At 47.9% G+C, this 16,066-nt stretch carries 13 protein-coding genes and 1 riboswitch; of the genes, 9 read left to right on the top strand and 4 right to left on the bottom strand.

Annotation, left to right across the window (positions count from 1 at the left end):
• Positions 1 to 167: 167 nt before the first annotated feature.
• From ABH897_RS11695 to ABH897_RS11685, 3 genes are all read left to right on the top strand, one after another.
• Positions 168 to 929 (top strand): DeoR/GlpR family DNA-binding transcription regulator, encoded by a 762-nt coding sequence (locus ABH897_RS11695; protein WP_404592020.1) that lies wholly within the window; start codon positions 168 to 170, stop codon positions 927 to 929.
• 586 nt (positions 930 to 1,515) lie between these two features.
• Positions 1,516 to 2,511, top strand: a complete 996-nt coding sequence (locus ABH897_RS11690; protein ID WP_283655050.1) for an ABC transporter substrate-binding protein — start codon at positions 1,516 to 1,518, stop codon at positions 2,509 to 2,511.
• 275 nt (positions 2,512 to 2,786) lie between these two features.
• Positions 2,787 to 4,382 (top strand): ABC transporter substrate-binding protein, encoded by a 1,596-nt coding sequence (locus ABH897_RS11685; protein ID WP_481857801.1) that lies wholly within the window; start codon positions 2,787 to 2,789, stop codon positions 4,380 to 4,382.
• Between the two features lie 26 nt (positions 4,383 to 4,408).
• On the opposite strand, the gene ABH897_RS11680 is transcribed toward ABH897_RS11685, so the two are convergent.
• The 3 genes from ABH897_RS11680 to ABH897_RS11670 form a co-directional block, all read right to left on the bottom strand.
• Positions 4,409 to 6,040, bottom strand: coding sequence for a formate--tetrahydrofolate ligase (locus ABH897_RS11680; protein WP_404519868.1), 1,632 nt, complete (start codon positions 6,038 to 6,040; stop codon positions 4,409 to 4,411).
• Positions 6,041 to 6,250: 210 nt separating this feature from the next.
• A complete protein-coding gene (locus ABH897_RS11675) occupies positions 6,251 to 6,397 on the bottom strand; it encodes a hypothetical protein (RefSeq protein ID WP_404580782.1) in 147 nt (48 codons plus the stop codon).
• A 36-nt stretch (positions 6,398 to 6,433) separates the two neighbouring features.
• Positions 6,434 to 6,946, bottom strand: coding sequence for a DUF6933 domain-containing protein (locus ABH897_RS11670; protein ID WP_283655047.1), 513 nt, complete (start codon positions 6,944 to 6,946; stop codon positions 6,434 to 6,436).
• Positions 6,947 to 7,284: 338 nt separating this feature from the next.
• Here ABH897_RS11670 and ABH897_RS11665 point away from each other — a divergent pair, with 338 nt between their 5' ends.
• The 6 genes from ABH897_RS11665 to ABH897_RS11640 all read left to right on the top strand — a co-directional run bounded on the left by ABH897_RS11665 (position 7,285) and on the right by ABH897_RS11640 (position 14,337).
• Complete coding sequence (locus ABH897_RS11665) at positions 7,285 to 7,992, top strand: response regulator transcription factor (RefSeq protein ID WP_404519867.1); 708 nt, start codon at positions 7,285 to 7,287, stop codon at positions 7,990 to 7,992.
• A gap of 1 nt (position 7,993) precedes the next feature.
• Positions 7,994 to 8,938: a sensor histidine kinase gene (locus ABH897_RS11660; RefSeq protein WP_283655045.1), complete on the top strand. Its 945-nt coding sequence runs from the start codon at positions 7,994 to 7,996 to the stop codon at positions 8,936 to 8,938.
• Between the two features lie 118 nt (positions 8,939 to 9,056).
• Complete coding sequence (locus ABH897_RS11655; RefSeq protein ID WP_404592018.1) at positions 9,057 to 9,980, top strand: ABC transporter ATP-binding protein; 924 nt, start codon at positions 9,057 to 9,059, stop codon at positions 9,978 to 9,980.
• Positions 9,973 to 10,668, top strand: coding sequence for an ABC transporter permease (locus tag ABH897_RS11650; protein WP_404519865.1), 696 nt, complete (start codon positions 9,973 to 9,975; stop codon positions 10,666 to 10,668). Before ABH897_RS11655 ends, ABH897_RS11650 begins: the two co-directional genes overlap by 8 nt.
• 122 nt (positions 10,669 to 10,790) lie before the next feature.
• Positions 10,791 to 10,935, top strand: a riboswitch (FMN riboswitch).
• Between the two features lie 170 nt (positions 10,936 to 11,105).
• On the top strand, positions 11,106 to 12,053 hold the full coding sequence (locus ABH897_RS11645; protein WP_283655042.1) for a DMT family transporter: 948 nt from the start codon (positions 11,106 to 11,108) through the stop codon (positions 12,051 to 12,053).
• Between the two features lie 241 nt (positions 12,054 to 12,294).
• Positions 12,295 to 14,337: a methyl-accepting chemotaxis protein gene (locus ABH897_RS11640; RefSeq protein ID WP_283655041.1), complete on the top strand. Its 2,043-nt coding sequence runs from the start codon at positions 12,295 to 12,297 to the stop codon at positions 14,335 to 14,337.
• Between the two features lie 113 nt (positions 14,338 to 14,450).
• Here the strand turns inward: ABH897_RS11640 and ABH897_RS11635 are convergent, their stop codons facing one another.
• On the bottom strand, positions 14,451 to 15,932 hold the full coding sequence (locus ABH897_RS11635) for a carboxylesterase/lipase family protein (protein ID WP_404592016.1): 1,482 nt from the start codon (positions 15,930 to 15,932) through the stop codon (positions 14,451 to 14,453).
• Between the last annotated feature and the right edge of the window lie 134 nt (positions 15,933 to 16,066).

Raw genomic sequence — 16,066 nt, 5'->3', positions numbered from 1 at the left:
TTATAAATTTATCTATCCAAATTACGAATATATATCGAAATAAACATAAAACAAAAAAAATGATTAAGTTTTGGTTAAATGTTGTTATAATGAATGTAAGAGAACCTTTTACCGCTGTTCAATTGCAATAATCGCTCTCATTTAACCAAATTAAAAGGTGGATTTACATGTTAAAGACGAAACGCATTAAACAAATTCAGGAATATGTTTTTGAGCACCAGACAGCTTCATTAGATGAATTAGTTAATGTATTTGATGTTTCCAAAAATACGATTCGTCGCGATGTTCAGGAACTCGTGGAACGTGGAGAGCTTAAAAAGGTATATGGAGGTGTGGCGGTTAATCATACGACACTGGAGCCTTTTAACGACCGAATCACACGGCACCAGCAGGAGAAGACACTCATCGCCAAAGCGGCGGCAAGCTATGTGGAAGACGGGGATATTATTTTCATAGATTCGGGAACCACGACGCTGGAAATGATCGAATTTCTCAAAAACAAGCAACTGACGATTATCACTAACAATTTTGATTTTATGATCGACTCTTTCCCGTTTCCGGGTTTGAATGTTATTTCGACAGGCGGTATGCTGGAGCGGAAAACCAAATCTTTTGCCAGTTTCAAAAATATTGAACTCTTAAAATCCTATAACATTAATAAAGCGTTCATGGCTTCTACCGGCATTTCCATTGCCAATGGGGTCACCAATTCCTCTCCCCTGGAGAGCGAGATCAAGCAGGTAGTGGTCGAAAAAAGCTCGGAGATTTTCTTGCTGGTGGACCACTATAAGTTCGACAAATACGCGCTCATGACCTATTGCAGTCTGGATCAGATTCATTATCTCGTCACAGACACGATGCCAGATAACACGTATCAGGAATATGTGCGGGAGCACGATATTCAGTTGATTATTGCGGATCGGGAGTAGAAGTAGAGCGATCAGACAGGACGTTGCGACAGAACAAAACACACGGATAGAACCGGGACAGCCGGCTTATCCGTGTGTTTGTGTTTTGTACAAAGTTAAATTGAGTGCATTCCAAAAAATCTTTATATAAGCTGCACTGAAAGTAAATAGTTACATTTGGAGCCACTGCGCAGTCGGATGGTGCTTCCCATCACCGTCGCCCCTGGATTTCTTGAATAAAGCTTATATTAGGATCAATAAGATATTTAACCTTTGCTTCTGCATCTGAAATCACAATAGTATATAGCTCGTTCTACAGTAATGTACCTATTTCCTCTTTATTAAATAACTAAATTAGACAAAAGCACATAGGGCTGGCTCAAAAGTAGTTTTAACTACTATAAGCGGCCTCTTTTTTGCGTGAGACAAATTGTAATACAAGGTGCGATACGTGTCAGCTCTATTCATGCATCTTCATTTTGTACAAAATCGAATTCCGTGACCAAGTTTGTCCATTGAGTATTGAAGGTGCATCGCTTATCATTGCTTCTGTGATAATAATTCTCATTTACACAACCCTGAATCCATCAATCATACGGAGGTTACCATGATCAATAAGAAATCCACTCGACAATATACGACTATGCTCGGCCTATTCTCTCTTATCGGAGCATTGCTGTTGGGATGCGGCACCTCGGAGAAACCTGCTGCAAATAGTAACACAACAGCACCCACTGCAGGAACGACGGCATCTACCAAGACTTCAGAAGCGGCTGCAACACGCTCTTACACAGACTATAGGGGACACACGGTAAACATCCCCACGTCTCCCCAACGTATTGCCTATTTCGGAGAAAACTATGGGGATCTGCTGGTTTTGGGCGTTCAGGCTGTAGGCACATCCACTTCCATGATTGAGGGCAAGGTGTATGAGAAGCAGGTTCAGAATGTAGCCGATCTGGGATTTCCGATTAATTTGGAAAAAGCATTGACGCTAAAGCCTGACCTGATCATTACAGGCAATACAGACGAAAAGCAGTATGTAGCTCTGAGCAAAATCGCGCCTACGATTGTATTCGACACCTTCGCTCCGCTGAACGAGCGATTGCTGCACCTCGGAGAAATCGTAAACAAGAAAAAAGCTGCCGAGGATTGGCTTGCACAGTACAAAATCAAGGAAACCGAGATGTGGAGCAAGCTGCATGCCAACGGCGTCAAGCCGGGAGAAACAGCTACGGTCTTCACTTACTATCCCGGTGATCGCTTGTTCGTGATGGGAAAGACAGGACTGTCACAGATATTGTACGAAAAGAATGGCCTCAAGCCTACGGCCCCTGTCCAGAAAGTGCTGGATGAAGACCAAGGATTTGTGCAAATTTCACCTGAAGTGATTGGACAATACGCCGGAGATCGGATTTTCATACTCAATACCCCAATTGCTGAAGCCAAGCAATCTACTGAGCAGTTGATGAAAAGCAAGCTCTGGCTCCAGCTTCCTGCCGTAAAGCAGGGACATGTGTACGCTCAGGATATTGGCAAGACCGAAAGTGATGCCACCACTCGGGAATGGTTGCTGGAGGAATTACCCAAGCTGATCAAATAAGAATGGGGAAGCATATCGACACTTGTTGATGTGCTTCTTTTTTGTTCACCCAAAAGGAGGTATACTTATGTATATATGATAACGATTCTCAATAAAAGGAGTGTTACACAGTCATGCAGCCTCAATCGCCCGTCTGTCCTCCCTCACCCAGCTCGTTGCTTTTTCACTTTAAGGGGATTGAGTGGGTTCGGAAGCCTGGTGAAGTGCAGTCCTCCAGCCCTTCAGCATCTGCATTTACATCTTATTCACATGCGGTTCCATATCACTGCCTGCTTATGTTCATCGATGGCACAGGTATGGTGGACATTGGACCGGAACAGTTTCTATTCCATGCGGGTCACGGGTATTGGCTGACTCCCGGTGATTCCTATCGGATCGCTCCCCTGAATGGAACTGTACCCGAATACTACAAGCTCATGTTCGAGGTCATCGTCATGTCATCGGAATCAGGATCAGACACAGCTCTGGTTGAAAATACAAATAGCTCTCCTTCCATATATAGAGGTCCTCTACTGCCGGGGTCACGTGAGCATATCGTTACCTCCTCTTCCAAGTCCATTCGGTTGACCGATGAGCTATTCCATAGCGCCCATCAGCCGATACACCTGCATAATGGCCTTTCTGGATTACGGCAGCAAATTATCTTTCAGGAGCTACTGCTATTGTGGCAGGAATCGCATGTCAATGTGGAGCATAAAGATAATTCTTGCCCGGCTTTGCCAGCATCAGTTGAGGCCACCATTACCTACATGGAGAAACACTACGAAAAGCCGATTACCGTCAAGCAGCTTGCCGAACAAGCGAACGTTTCCATTTGGCAATACTCGCAAATGTTTCGCAAAAGGACAGGCAAAAAGCCGCTGCATTACCTCACTGAGCTACGCTTGAATCATGCCAAGCGGCTGCTGCTGGAATGCAAACGGCCTTTACGTGAAATTGCCCGTCAGGTTGGTTTCTCTGACGAATATTATTTTAACCGCCGCTTTCGGCAAATGACCGGGATTCCCCCGAGACAATACGCGCTTACCGTTCCCTGTTCTGTCCGCGTCAAGGATTGGACGGGTCACCAAATCCATATTCCGCGCCGCCCCTGCCGTATTATTTATCATGGAGAAACGATGGGCGACCTGTTCGCACTGGGGGCCAAAGCCATCGGTGGAAGTTTACGGTTCAGTGAATACAGCGTCTATAAGCATCGTCTAGCGAACGTTGCCGATGTCGGTCTTCCACTCGATACTCGCTTGACCAGTGCTCTCGATCCCGATCTGATTATCATCGCCAATTCGGATGAACAGGAATATGAGCGCATTGCCGGCATTGCGCCCACCGTTACCTTCAACTCCTTTGCCACGCTGGAGGAACGTCTGCGGACGCTCGGCTCCTGGCTTGGCAAGGAGCGCGAAGCCGAACAATGGCTGTCTGCCTTCGCCGACCGCAATCTGAGTATGTGGCAACAGCTTGGCACAGAGATTACAGCCGGAGAAACGGCCTCCGTCTTCATCTTCGATCATGGTAATCGTCTATTTGTAATGGGGATGTCCGGCTTCTCGGCGGCTCTTTACCACCCGCAGGGCTTTCAACCTGTTGAGCCGATCCAAAAGGTACTCGACGAAGGGCATGGCTTTGCGGAAATCGAGCCACACCAGCTTCCCGACTACGCCGGGGACCGTATTTTCATGCTCATTCCCACTGCACCGGACTCCAAACGTACGCTGGAACGCATGCTGAACAGCGCTCTCTGGCACAACCTGCCCGCTGTGCGTCAAGGCCGGGTGTATTTCGTAGAAGCTGACCGCTGGAACTGGAACGATGCCATGACCCGGCAAAAGCTGCTCATCGCATTGCCCAAGCTGCTCGGTGCTTCTTCGTAAAACGCCTAACATTTTTCATAAAAATACTACATCAAGCCCTGAATGCTCCCATCCGGCTCCAGCGACATATGCTCGGCTGCCGGGGTTTTAGGCAGACCGGGCATGGTCATGGTGTTGCCCGTTTCCACGACCACAAAGCCTGCTCCTGCGGACAATGACACTCTGGACACGTGGATCGTAAAGCCCTCCGGTGCGCCTAGCAGAGACGGCTGATCTGAAAAAGAATACGGCGTTTTGGCCATGCATACAGGCAGTTGTCCAAAGCCAAGCTGCTCCATACCGGACAACGCCCGTTTAGCCGCTGGAGTATACGCTACCTCTGTCGCGCCATAAAGCTCCTGCGCAATGAACCTGATTTTCGCTTGCAGATCAAGCGCACTATCATACAAGGGTGCAAAATGAGCCTTGTCCTCTTGGAGCAGATGTAGCAGACTTTGGGCCAGCTTTTCTCCCCCTTGGCTTCCCTGTGACCACACCTGCGATAGCTCTGCGGGTACACCCAGCTTGCCACACTCCGCGAAAATCAGTTCCAATTCGGCTTCGCTATCTGTTACAAAATGGTTGACAGCTACCAGTACAGGCACGCCGAATTTTTGCAAATTCCGTACATGCCGATTCATATTGGCTAATCCAAGCTGTAATTGCGCCAGATTTTCCTCGTCCAGCTCATTTTTAGCTACACCGCCGTTATATTTCAGCGCTTTGGCGGTTACGACCAACACAGCCGCATCCGGCTGCAAACCGGACTGACGGCATTTGATATCAAAAAACTTTTCTGCCCCCAGCTCAGCCCCGAATCCTGCCTCCGTCACGACAACCTCCCCTAGCTTCAATGCCAGCTTCGTACCGATCAGACTGCTGCATCCGTGCGCAATATTGGCAAAAGGACCACCATGCACAATGACTGGTGTTCCCTCCAGCGTTTGCACCAGATTCGGCTTTAACGCATCCCGAAGCAGCACAGCCATACCTTCCACTGCTTGCAAATCCTCCGCCGTTACCGTTTCGCCCGCTTCATTATATCCGATGACCATTCGACCCAAGCGCACTTTGAGGTCGTCGATATTCTCGCTCAAGCACAATACCGCCATCACTTCCGAGGCCGAGGTAATCAGAAATCCGCTCTCTCTCACTGCTCCATTACCTGTTCCCAATCCGGTTACTATACTTCGCAAACTCCGGTCATTCATATCTACAGCCCGTTTCCACATGATTCGTTCCGGCTTCAAGCGCAAAGCATTGCCATGAAACAAATGATTGTCAATCATCGCTGCCAGCAAATTATGCGCCGCCGAAATCGCGTGAATATCGCCCGTAAAATGCAGATTAATATCCTCGGCTGGAACAATCTGGGCTTTTCCACCCCCGGTTGCTCCCCCTTTCATGCCAAAGCAGGGGCCAAGTGACGGCTCCCGCAGCGCAGCTATGGTCTTGTGCCCCAGCGCATTCAGCGCCTGTGACAGTCCAATGGTGGTTAGCGTTTTTCCTTCTCCCGCAGGAGTCGGATTCATTGCTGTGACCAGCACCAGCTTTCCGTTCGGACGGTCCTTCACCTGCTCCCACAGGGACGGATTCAGCTTCGCTTTATATTTTCCATACGTCTCCAGATGCTCTTCTGCGATTCCTGCTTCTTTGGCTACCTCAATAATCCGTTTCATGCTCGTTATGTACCCCCTGTTTTTAAGTCTGACCGATGGTGTCAAACACTGTATCGTTTTATTTTACCAAAGTGTGACGCTTTTTGCGCTGTGATTCATTTCATCGCAAGCTTTGCTTTCCTGTGAGTTATAAAAAAAGAGCATCCCCCGCCCAGATGGACTTTGGTGGATACTCTTTTGGCACGTCCTGTTTAACGACCAGCTCAGAAACTAACCGACAAAGTTGGCAGCATAATTTTCAGCAATAAATCCTTTAGAAATCAGGACAGCTTGGGATTTCTTCGTCGCAGGACCATAGCCTTGGGACAGCAGATCATTAATATGTAAGCGATTATAATATACTAGATTATATATCATAAGAGGGAACAAATGGAACTTATTTCCGAATTGATCTCAAGACTCTCGAACATTTTCTTGTTTATAATGCTTCTCCAAGGCCTCTTTAAAAGCATCAATAGGATACTGGTATTGTATCGATTTGAAGACAATTCGGTTATTCCACTGGTTTTTTTCCAGATCGATCCCATGCTCCATATCCAGTTCCTTCATGACGAAAATAATCTCATTCAGCGTCCCGACGACACTGCGATTATTGGTTGTAGCAGGCAGCATCTGCTCACCTTCCTGTGTGTACGCCTCTACAATTTGCTCATCAAAACCCTCACTGAGCATAAGTTCCTTCAAGGCTTGGACAAAAAGAGTTGGCAGGTTTTTGTACTGCGCCTTTTTGATTCCGAACAGTGTAACACTCAAGCGGGATGCATCATGCATAAACACAATATTTTTTTTCCGATTCAGCAAAAACAAGTTGGCGTGCCAACTATTCAAAGGCGGATAAATATCAACTTGAAGTGGTTCGACATCCCATTCCTTCAGCAGCTTTTGTGTTCCCCGTATGACAAACATCGTTGCTCTCCTTTATGACGGTCCTGTGCCGTAGCTCATGTTTCGATCATGTCCAAACTTTCGTATAAGGCATGTCCCGGATATCATAACACTGTATTCCAAACTTCGGATTGTAAACTCTTTCAGTATAATATAGGAAGGCGGTGAATTTCCAGTAATTTGATTACATCTTATGCTGGAGATGGAGAAAAAAAATCTACTTCAGTGCATTTAAGTTGAGAATATTCGCCCGTTTAAATTCGTTGGATATTTTCATGGAAATCCTCTCCACTGCTCTATATAATTCAGGTACAGTTCGTCACACGAGCTTAATCTAAAATTAGGGGTGTTCCACACCTATGTCACAACATATTTTACTCATTGAAGATGATACAGCCATTGCCGAGATGCTGCTCAAAGCGCTCAGTAAAGAAGGCTACACATTAACCACCGCCTATGACGGGGAAGAAGGGCTTCTTGCCTTTGAACGTCACACCTACGATCTGGTATTGGTGGATCTGATGATGCCCAAGGTGGATGGTATGGAGGTCATCCGTCGAATCCGTACCCACAGCGCTGTGCCGATTCTGATTATGTCAGCCAAGGACAGCGACGTGGATAAAGCGCTTGGACTGGGCTTCGGGGCAGACGATTATATCGCCAAGCCTTTTTCGATGGTAGAAATGACGGCACGCATTCAGTCCGCTATCCGCAGATTCACTATCTATGCGCGGCAGCAACAGCAGGAGGAACAGCCGAAAGCACAGGTCCTGACCTACGGAAATCTGCGCATTGATTTTGATCATTTTATGGTCACCCGCAACGGAATCCAAATTCAGTTAACAGCTAAGGAATCTGATATTCTCAAGCTATTTGTCACCCATCCGAACCGTGTATTTACTAAAGCGCAATTATACGGGTTTATCTGGAAAGAGGATTATATGGGTGACGAAAATGTGATTAACGTCCATATTCGCCGCTTGCGTGAGAAAATCGAAAAAGACCCCTCCCACCCTGTTCATATTAAGACCTTATGGGGCATTGGCTACAAATGGGAGAACGGGTGATATGAACATCGAGATCATTTCTGAATGGATCGTCGTCCTCATCCTGTCCGTCGTTATTGTATGGCTCTGGCGGGAGCGTGTGGCCCAAAAGCGCAAAATAAAGGATATCCGAAACGCACTGGAACGGATTGTAACCGTTAATCATGCGGAAAAGCTGTTATATGTCACAGGCGATCCCGAGCTGCAAAGGCTCATGACGGAAATTAACCGTCTGCTGGACTTGAATTTGAGAGTGTCTGTGGATTACAACCGAAGCCAAATCGCCATGCGTAAAATGATTTCAAACATTTCTCATGACCTCAAGACCCCGCTGACGGTGGTACTCGGATATGCCGAGATGCTGGATGCCGATCCGCATATTTTGCCGGAAGAACGTGCAAAGCTGCTATCCAGGATTCATCAGAAGACAAGCGAAGCGATTAAGCTGATCGGAAGCTTTTTTAGCTTGGCGAAGCTGGAGGCTAATGATACGGACATTCCGTTGACCCGGCTAGAGGTGGGAGAGCTGTGCAGACGCAGCATTTTGGAGTTTTATGATCTGCTGACCGCGCAGGGGTTTGCTGTGCATATTGATATCCCGGAGCACCCCATTCATGCCTTGGGGAACGAAGGAGCGTTTGGGCGGGTGCTGAACAATCTGATCTCGAATGCGATTCGCTACGGTGCCGATGGTCGGACACTGGGACTGACTCTAACGGAACAGCAGGACACGGTGCGTATAGAGGTATGGGATCGGGGGCAAGGCATACAGGAGCCTGAGCAGGACAAGGTTTTTGAACGTATGTACACGCTTGAGGATTCCCGAAATAAGGCGATACAGGGCAGCGGGCTGGGTCTTACGATTGCCAAACGTCTGGTTGAGACGATGAACGGAGAGATTCATTTGAGCAGCATTCCTTATGAGCGGACGGTCTTCTCTTTTACATTGAAAAAAATCAACTATTAATCGAACTCAGCATTATGCAGAATGCTCAACTTAATAAATTTGTAAGAATCGAGAAAGAAAAATGAACATTTCACCCTTTATGCTTAAATTATCAACAGTATACGAAGGGAGAACACCCATGACTTACATATTAAGGACGCATCAACTGACCAAAGCCCTGAAGGGCAACGAAATTGTAACGGGGGTCAGCATGAATGTGCACCAGGGGGAAACTTATGGCTTTCTCGGTCCTAATGGGGCGGGGAAGACGACGATTATGAAAATGATTACGAACCTGCTCAAGCCCACCTCCGGTGAGATTGAATTGTTCGGTGAAAAATTAACGCCAAAGTCGTACCACCTGCTCGGCCGGATGGGCTCGATTATTGAATATCCGATTTTTTATGACAGGCTGACCGCCCGACAAAATCTCGAACTTCATTGTGAATACATGGGCTATTATAACAAGCAGGCTGTTCGGGATGCACTGGAACTGGTGAACCTGCGAAACGCAGATGACAAGCCGGTAAAGGATTTCTCTCTGGGGATGAAGCAGCGTCTCGGGATCGCCCGGGCGATTGCGACCAAGCCGGAGCTGCTGATTCTGGACGAACCAATTAATGGATTGGACCCGGTGGGGATCAAGGAAATCCGCCAATTGTTCCACATGCTGTGCAAGGAATATGGCATGACGATCCTTGTGTCCAGCCACATTTTAGTGGAAATCGAGCAAATTGCCGATACGGTGGGTGTGATTAATCACGGTCGACTGATTGAGGAAGTGTCGATGGAACAGGTGCGGGAAACCAATACGGAATACATCGAATTTACGACCAATGACTGCAAAAAAGCAGCCTACGTCCTCTCCCATCACCTGAATCTGACGAATATCCGGGTGCTGAATGATCAGAATATACGCATTTACGATACAAGTGTACCGCAGAAACAAATTACGAAAACACTCATTTTAAATGATGTAGAGGTGGATTCCATCCACCAAAAAAACAGTACACTGGAAGACTACTTCGTGCGGCTGTTACATGGAGGTGAACTCCATGCTTAAACTGATGCAACTGGAGCTGAAAAAGTTTCATTTGGCGGGATATATCCGTTCGGCGTTGATCGCCAACGCGTGTATTTTTGGCCTGTTCATCATTATTGCGCTGGACAGCCAAAGTGAAGGAGTGCCCGAATTTACAGGGTACGCTGAGCTTTTGGACCTCCTGGACTATATGGTCAGAGCCACATTTATTATTTTTGCCTCCGTCCTGCTGTGCCGCTTTATTGTGAGCGAATTTAAGTCCAAGTCGATTAACATCTTGTTCATGTACCCGATTGACCGCAAAAAGCTGATGTTCGCCAAACTCTTGGTCGTGTTGCTGTTTACGTTCCTGTCCATTATTTTATCGGAAATCATCATTACGGCAGCCCTTCATCTATTAAATCAGTTCGTCGTTATTGTACCGGATAAGCTTAGCCTCACTATACTGGGACAGCAATCAGTGCGGACACTGATCAATGCGGTTGCAGCAAGCTTTATGGGGCTGGTTCCGCTGTACATGGGGATGCGAAAATACTCGATACCTACCACCATTGTGAGCTCGATCCTGATCGTAGCCTTGCTTTTCTCGAATAATAACGGCGCTACGCTTAGCTCCATTGCACTTGTACAGATCGGCTTTGCCGTGCTGGGAATGCTCGTAGCTTATGCGGCCATCCGCCGCATCGAGTATAACGATATTACCTCGTAATATGTAATTTTGTAAAACGCTTTCAAGAAATATATGAAAAACCTTGCTCGATGTACACATATTTTTCACTGGACTTCATTCTAAAACAGGTATATCCTATAGGAGAAATTAAAAAACGGAATAAGGATCTTCGGGGTAGGGTGTGATTCCCAACCGGCGGTATGGCTCATGGAGCTAAGCCCGCGACTCTGTATCTGGCAACAAGATACGGACTGATTTGGTGAGATGCCAAAGCCGACGGTAAAGTCCGGATGGAAGAAGATCGAAGCATGAACATGCCGTCAAGTGGATGAATGCTGCATTCTTGGTTTTGCAGCAACTTCTTAACTTGCATAAAGCGGCAAGTTTATTTGATCAACCCCCGTCTTGCATGGCCTATCGCCATGGACGGGGGTTTTTATGCCACCGGTCCTGTATTCGCAAGGAGCTAATTGAGTATGAGTCAATCATCAACTGTACTAACATCCAAAGGTTTTGATCGTAGCTCCCACATGAAAAGCGGTTTTTGGCTAGTCGCGATTGGAGCGGCCTTGTGGGGCGCGGACCCGCTGTTTCGCATTATTTTGCTCAAATCATTTACCTCTACACAAATTGTGCTGATGGAGCATGTGCTGCTCTTTATCGCCCTGGCACCAGTGCTGTGGAAGCATCGCGAGGAGCTTAAAGCGGTACGGCTTCGTCAGATTTTGGCTATCTTGTTCGTCTCGTGGGGCGGTTCTGCTCTGGCCAGCGTGATTTTCACGATGGCACTTAGCAACGGTGATCTTAACGCTGTGCTGCTGCTCCAAAAGCTTCAGCCGTTGGTCGCTATTATTCTGGCCCGCGTTATATTGAAGGAAATGCTGCCGCGTAATTTTGGAATATTAATTGTCGTGGCTCTGTTTGGGACGTATCTTCTTACCTTCGGCTGGTCGCTCCCTTTTGGACATGTTAATGATTTCGTCCACGTCGGCAGCCTGCTTGCACTAGGAGCAGCGGTCCTGTGGGGCGGTTCGACAGTGATGGGAAGCTACTTGCTTCGTTCGATGAAATATGAGACGGTGACCTCCCTGCGCTTCATGGTGGCTCTCCCTCTGCTGATCGTTCTCACCTCTGTGGAGCATGCACCCTGGAATATGCCTGCTGGCACATGGGCGGGCGCAGCCGTGATTATCAATCTGTTGTTGCAGGCGCTGCTCCCCGGTCTTCTCAGTCTGTTACTGTATTACAAGGGCCTCAGTACGACCAAGGCGTCTTATGCCACGATGGCAGAACTAAGCTTCCCGATGGTCGGTGTTGTAATTAACTGGATCGCTTTCCAGCAGATCGTTACGGTAGCGCAATTGACTGGCTTTATGCTTATCTGGATTACGCTCTTTATGATTTCTCGTCAGCAAAAAAACTAATAGGTTCAATGTCCATTTTATCCCTCACCCAAGCCAAATCGAGAAGATGCTTTTGCATCTCCGATTTGGCTTTTTATGTATAAGTATTAATATATAACATGATACTTTAGAACTATTTTTAGATAAAAACGTGCAAAACAAGCACCTATTTATCTTTTCCCATAGATTACATCTATAAAATTCATCGGTTTCTGTCGAATAAAACAATGTAGTAATTATCAGACACAGAGGAGTAAGAACTATGACTAATAAAGCAAAACAAACAGTGCCATGGTGGACCAGGTTTCTCAGACAGTTTTATTTAATGAAAACAAGATTAATTGTAGCTTTTTTGGCTGTCTTATTGATTCCCAGCATATTGATTGGGTACTTTTCCTATCAGAGTGCCGAAACACAGCTTCGCCAGCAAATGGGTAGCTCGATTGATTTCAACCTGTTTTTATTTCGCAGCAACATTAATCAATATGTATCACCTTTAATAAAAGATTTAAATGTATTAGCTACTGAGGTTCAATCCAATACCCTGAACTCCAAGGAAGAAGAAATTCAGGCTAAATTTGATGTGATCCTGAAAGCTCATCCCGAGCTGGATGGGGTACTTCTCGGTAATACAAAAGGAGAATATGTCCGTTCACCAAAGAAAGAATCAACGGATTATGATCCCCGTGAAAAAACATGGTATTCAAATGCGATGAAGTTAAACGATGAAACATTCATTAGTGCTCCGTCAGTCAGTGCTTCCTCGGGTAATTTAGTGGTCACGTTGTCCAGAAACTTACCAGATGGTCAAGGAGCTATAGCAATGAACTTGAGTCTGGATAGACTAAGCCAAAGCTTGAAGGATGTTACGATCGGCAATCGTGGCGGACTGTTTGTGGTTGATGCGAACAGTACAGTTGTAGCGGGTGCTGGAGCTGCCTTTAAGAATACGGGGAAAAAACCGGCAGACTCCATTGAGGGACTACCCGTTATTACCAAGTTAAATGAAGGGGAAACCCAATCATCATCTGCAACGAAAGAAATTCGATTTATGAACAGAGATATGCAATCATTTACACTCGTTGATCCTCTCACGGGATGGAACATCATCGCCTTGGCAGATCAGGAGGATTTTAGCGATTCGGTAGCTCCCATTTTGAAACAAAGCCTGATCGTTATCGCTATATCCGTGCTGGCTGCTGCTATTGTTATTATCCTGATGATTCGCTCGTTCCTGATTCCACTGGGCAAGCTGCAAAATGGAACCCGCAGCGTCCGTGACGGCAATCTCACCGCACGGGTCAATCTGTCCGGCAAGGATGAATTCAGCGAGCTGGCGCAAAATTTTGACCAGATGACACATGCACTGCATACGATGGTTTCCGAGGTCAACCAAACGTCGTCCCGACTCGCGTCCTCCTCCCTGATGATCAAGGAAAGCACGGAGCAAACGACGGAATCCGTGCAGCATGTAGCGGAAACGGTTATGGAATCCGCAGAAAATGCGACCACCAGTGCAGAGGCATCCGAGCAAACGGCCAATGCCGTTGAGGAAATGGCCAAGGGTGTCAGCACCATTGCGGAATCGGCAAGCTCCATCGTAGATTCAGCAGGACAGACTGAGCATGACGTAGCCAAAGGCAGCCAAATGATCGGAAGCGTACGCACACAGATGGACCGTATTTTGGAAGCTGTGACCCAAACCGCCAGCCTGATGGATGAGCTGTCACAGCTCTCTGACGATGCGAAGCAGATGAATAGCGCAATTGCTGCCATTGCCAAGCAGACCAACCTGTTGTCGCTGAACGCGTCAATTGAAGCCTCCAGAGCAGGCGAAGCCGGGCGTGGATTCGCCGTGGTAGCCGTGGAGGTTCGCAAGCTGTCGGAGCAATCCAAGGAAAGCGCGGATTCCATCAGCCAGATCATTACACAGATGCTGGATCTGATCCAGCGCTCCACAGCTACGATGAACGGTAATGTTCGTAACCAGGTGGGCGAGGGACTGCGTATTAGCCAAGATGCAGAAGGTGCTTTCACGAATATTGAGCGCTCCACATCTCATATTGTGGAACAGATTCAAAGCGTATCCGCAGCCGCTGAACAAATTTCGGCCAGCACAGAGGAAGTTTCGGCTACTGTTACCCATCTGGCAAGCCTGTCCCGCAATTCGGCGGATAGCTCACAGACGACTTCCGCAGCCGTTCAGGAGCAAATGGCGGCGATGGAAGAAATCGCTTCTTCCTCTCAGGAGCTGTCCAATATGGCGCAGGATTTGCAAGAGCTGGTGAAGCGATTCAAGATTTAGTTCCTGTAATACATCTGCACCTGTTCAACCTAAAAAAGCCTTCGCCCGTATACAAAAATACGGGCGAAGGCTTTTGTGATGTTAGGGCATTAGACGATATCTCAATACTTGGATCAAATACTCATCTGTCCGGTCAACTGGCGGCGTCTTTCCCCTTCCGGGTCATGCTGCACCGAGATACCTTGATGAAAAATGGTCGTAGCCCGCGATTCCCTGTCATATACCGGCCATTCCCCTTCCGGCAGCACAGGCTTTCCGTCACGTGCAAAAGCAACCCATGCCTGCTGCATATCGTAAGCCAGCGTCCTCATAGGCGGATGAACGTCCAATCCAAGCTTGCCTAGCAGCTCCAGATTATCAAAAACAAACGCAATTTCCGCGCCGTGAACCGCTTGTCCGAATACAGGATGCCCCGGCAGTGTCCAGTCAAAACGGTACATCCACACCGGGGCATGAACCGCTTGGGCAACCGCTAGAGCCAGCGCAGGCCGCCAGAAGAACAGATCGGTCAGCATCTGCGCTTGCCCCTCAATCGTAACAGGGAAAGGTTCCGTCAAATCGCCAACATCTGACATGCCCGTCATCATTTCCAATGCCTGACTCGCCGTCGACTTGTTCATCAGATGGGATTCCTTGCGAATAAAGTAAGCACCCTCCTGCAAATTTGTTCCGATCATAACGGATACCCGCTTTGCTGATCCTTTTGCTATCGCAGAAAGGGGTACGTCAGGCAAGGTCACACCATCCACAACGGGTTGATAGAGCATTGCCAGTCCCGGACCCATCATTTCATGCGTCTTGGCCATGGCAAACATGAGCGCCTCCGTCGGTAGCGTAAACAATCGTTCCGGATGCAGGGTGTCCACCCCCAACTGCTGGAGATATGCAGCCGTGACTTGCTCCGCCTGTGAAGTCGGCAGCACCTGCGATGCTCCGCTCTGTAAAATAGCACGTCGGAACAGGCCCTCAGCGGCTGGCATGGCCAACAACGCGGCAATGCTCATGGCGCCCGCCGATTCACCGAACACCGTCACCTCGTCCGGGTTACCGCCAAATGCGGCAATATGGTCCCTGACCCATTCCAGCGCAGCAATCTGATCCAGCAGCCCCGCATTAGAGGTCAGTCCGTCTCCCCGTGGAGTCAGGTGCAAAAAGCCCAACGGCCCGAGCCGATAATTGAGCGTAACGACGACAACATCGCCATTTTCCGCCATCCGTGCCCCGTCATATAATGGAATAATTCCCGATCCTGTTACAAAAGCTCCGCCGTGAATCCACACCATCACCGGACGTCCCTTCGCAGGTGCCTCCGAAGCAGGCGTCCAGACGTTCAGGTACAAGCAGTCCTCCGACTGCTCAGGCGGTTCCACCAGATTCCCGGTCATACTCTCAGCAGATGGCATAGGCTGCGGACAGATCGGCCCAAAGCGCGTCGCATCTCGTACCTCTTCCCAAGGCTTCAAAGGCTGAGGCGCGTGAAAACGCAGTTCTCCCACAGGAGGCTGTGCATATGGGATCCCTTTCCATACACGATATCCATTCACCGTTTCCCCACGAAGCTGACCCAGGCGGGTATGTACTGTAATACTCTCCATAATGAAGCCTCCTTTAACTCTATTATACCCTTTGCACAGGGCCAAACCAAAATCGAACAAAGCTAATCCAAAATTAACAAAGCCAAACACAAAAAAACGCCGGGAACGCTTTTTACGCTCCGGCATTTTTATGG

It is taken from the genome of Paenibacillus sp. RC73, assembly GCF_044908085.1.
GTDB lineage: Bacteria > Bacillota > Bacilli > Paenibacillales > Paenibacillaceae > Paenibacillus > Paenibacillus terrae_A.
Note: the sequence above shows the minus strand (reverse complement) of the source record. Positions and strands in the feature narration are given on the sequence as shown.

Bases quoted from the DNA above. Each gene is read 5' to 3' on its own strand.
- ABH897_RS11680 (WP_404519868.1), bottom strand. From the start codon at position 6,040: ATGAAACGGATTATTGAGGTAGCCAAAGAAGCAGGAATCGCAGAAGAG.
- ABH897_RS11665 (WP_404519867.1), top strand. From the start codon at position 7,285: ATGTCACAACATATTTTACTCATTGAAGATGATACAGCCATTGCCGAG.
- ABH897_RS11650 (WP_404519865.1), top strand. From the start codon at position 9,973: ATGCTTAAACTGATGCAACTGGAGCTGAAAAAGTTTCATTTGGCGGGA.
- ABH897_RS11635 (WP_404592016.1), bottom strand. From the start codon at position 15,932: ATGGAGAGTATTACAGTACATACCCGCCTGGGTCAGCTTCGTGGGGAA.
- ABH897_RS11645 (WP_283655042.1), top strand. From the start codon at position 11,106: ATGAGTCAATCATCAACTGTACTAACATCCAAAGGTTTTGATCGTAGC.
- ABH897_RS11640 (WP_283655041.1), top strand. From the start codon at position 12,295: ATGACTAATAAAGCAAAACAAACAGTGCCATGGTGGACCAGGTTTCTC.
- ABH897_RS11685 (WP_481857801.1), top strand. From the start codon at position 2,787: ATGTTCATCGATGGCACAGGTATGGTGGACATTGGACCGGAACAGTTT.
- ABH897_RS11670 (WP_283655047.1), bottom strand. From the start codon at position 6,946: ATGTTTGTCATACGGGGAACACAAAAGCTGCTGAAGGAATGGGATGTC.
- ABH897_RS11695 (WP_404592020.1), top strand. From the start codon at position 168: ATGTTAAAGACGAAACGCATTAAACAAATTCAGGAATATGTTTTTGAG.
- ABH897_RS11655 (WP_404592018.1), top strand. From the start codon at position 9,057: ATGACTTACATATTAAGGACGCATCAACTGACCAAAGCCCTGAAGGGC.
- ABH897_RS11675 (WP_404580782.1), bottom strand. From the start codon at position 6,397: ATGATATATAATCTAGTATATTATAATCGCTTACATATTAATGATCTG.
- ABH897_RS11660 (WP_283655045.1), top strand. From the start codon at position 7,994: ATGAACATCGAGATCATTTCTGAATGGATCGTCGTCCTCATCCTGTCC.
- ABH897_RS11690 (WP_283655050.1), top strand. From the start codon at position 1,516: ATGATCAATAAGAAATCCACTCGACAATATACGACTATGCTCGGCCTA.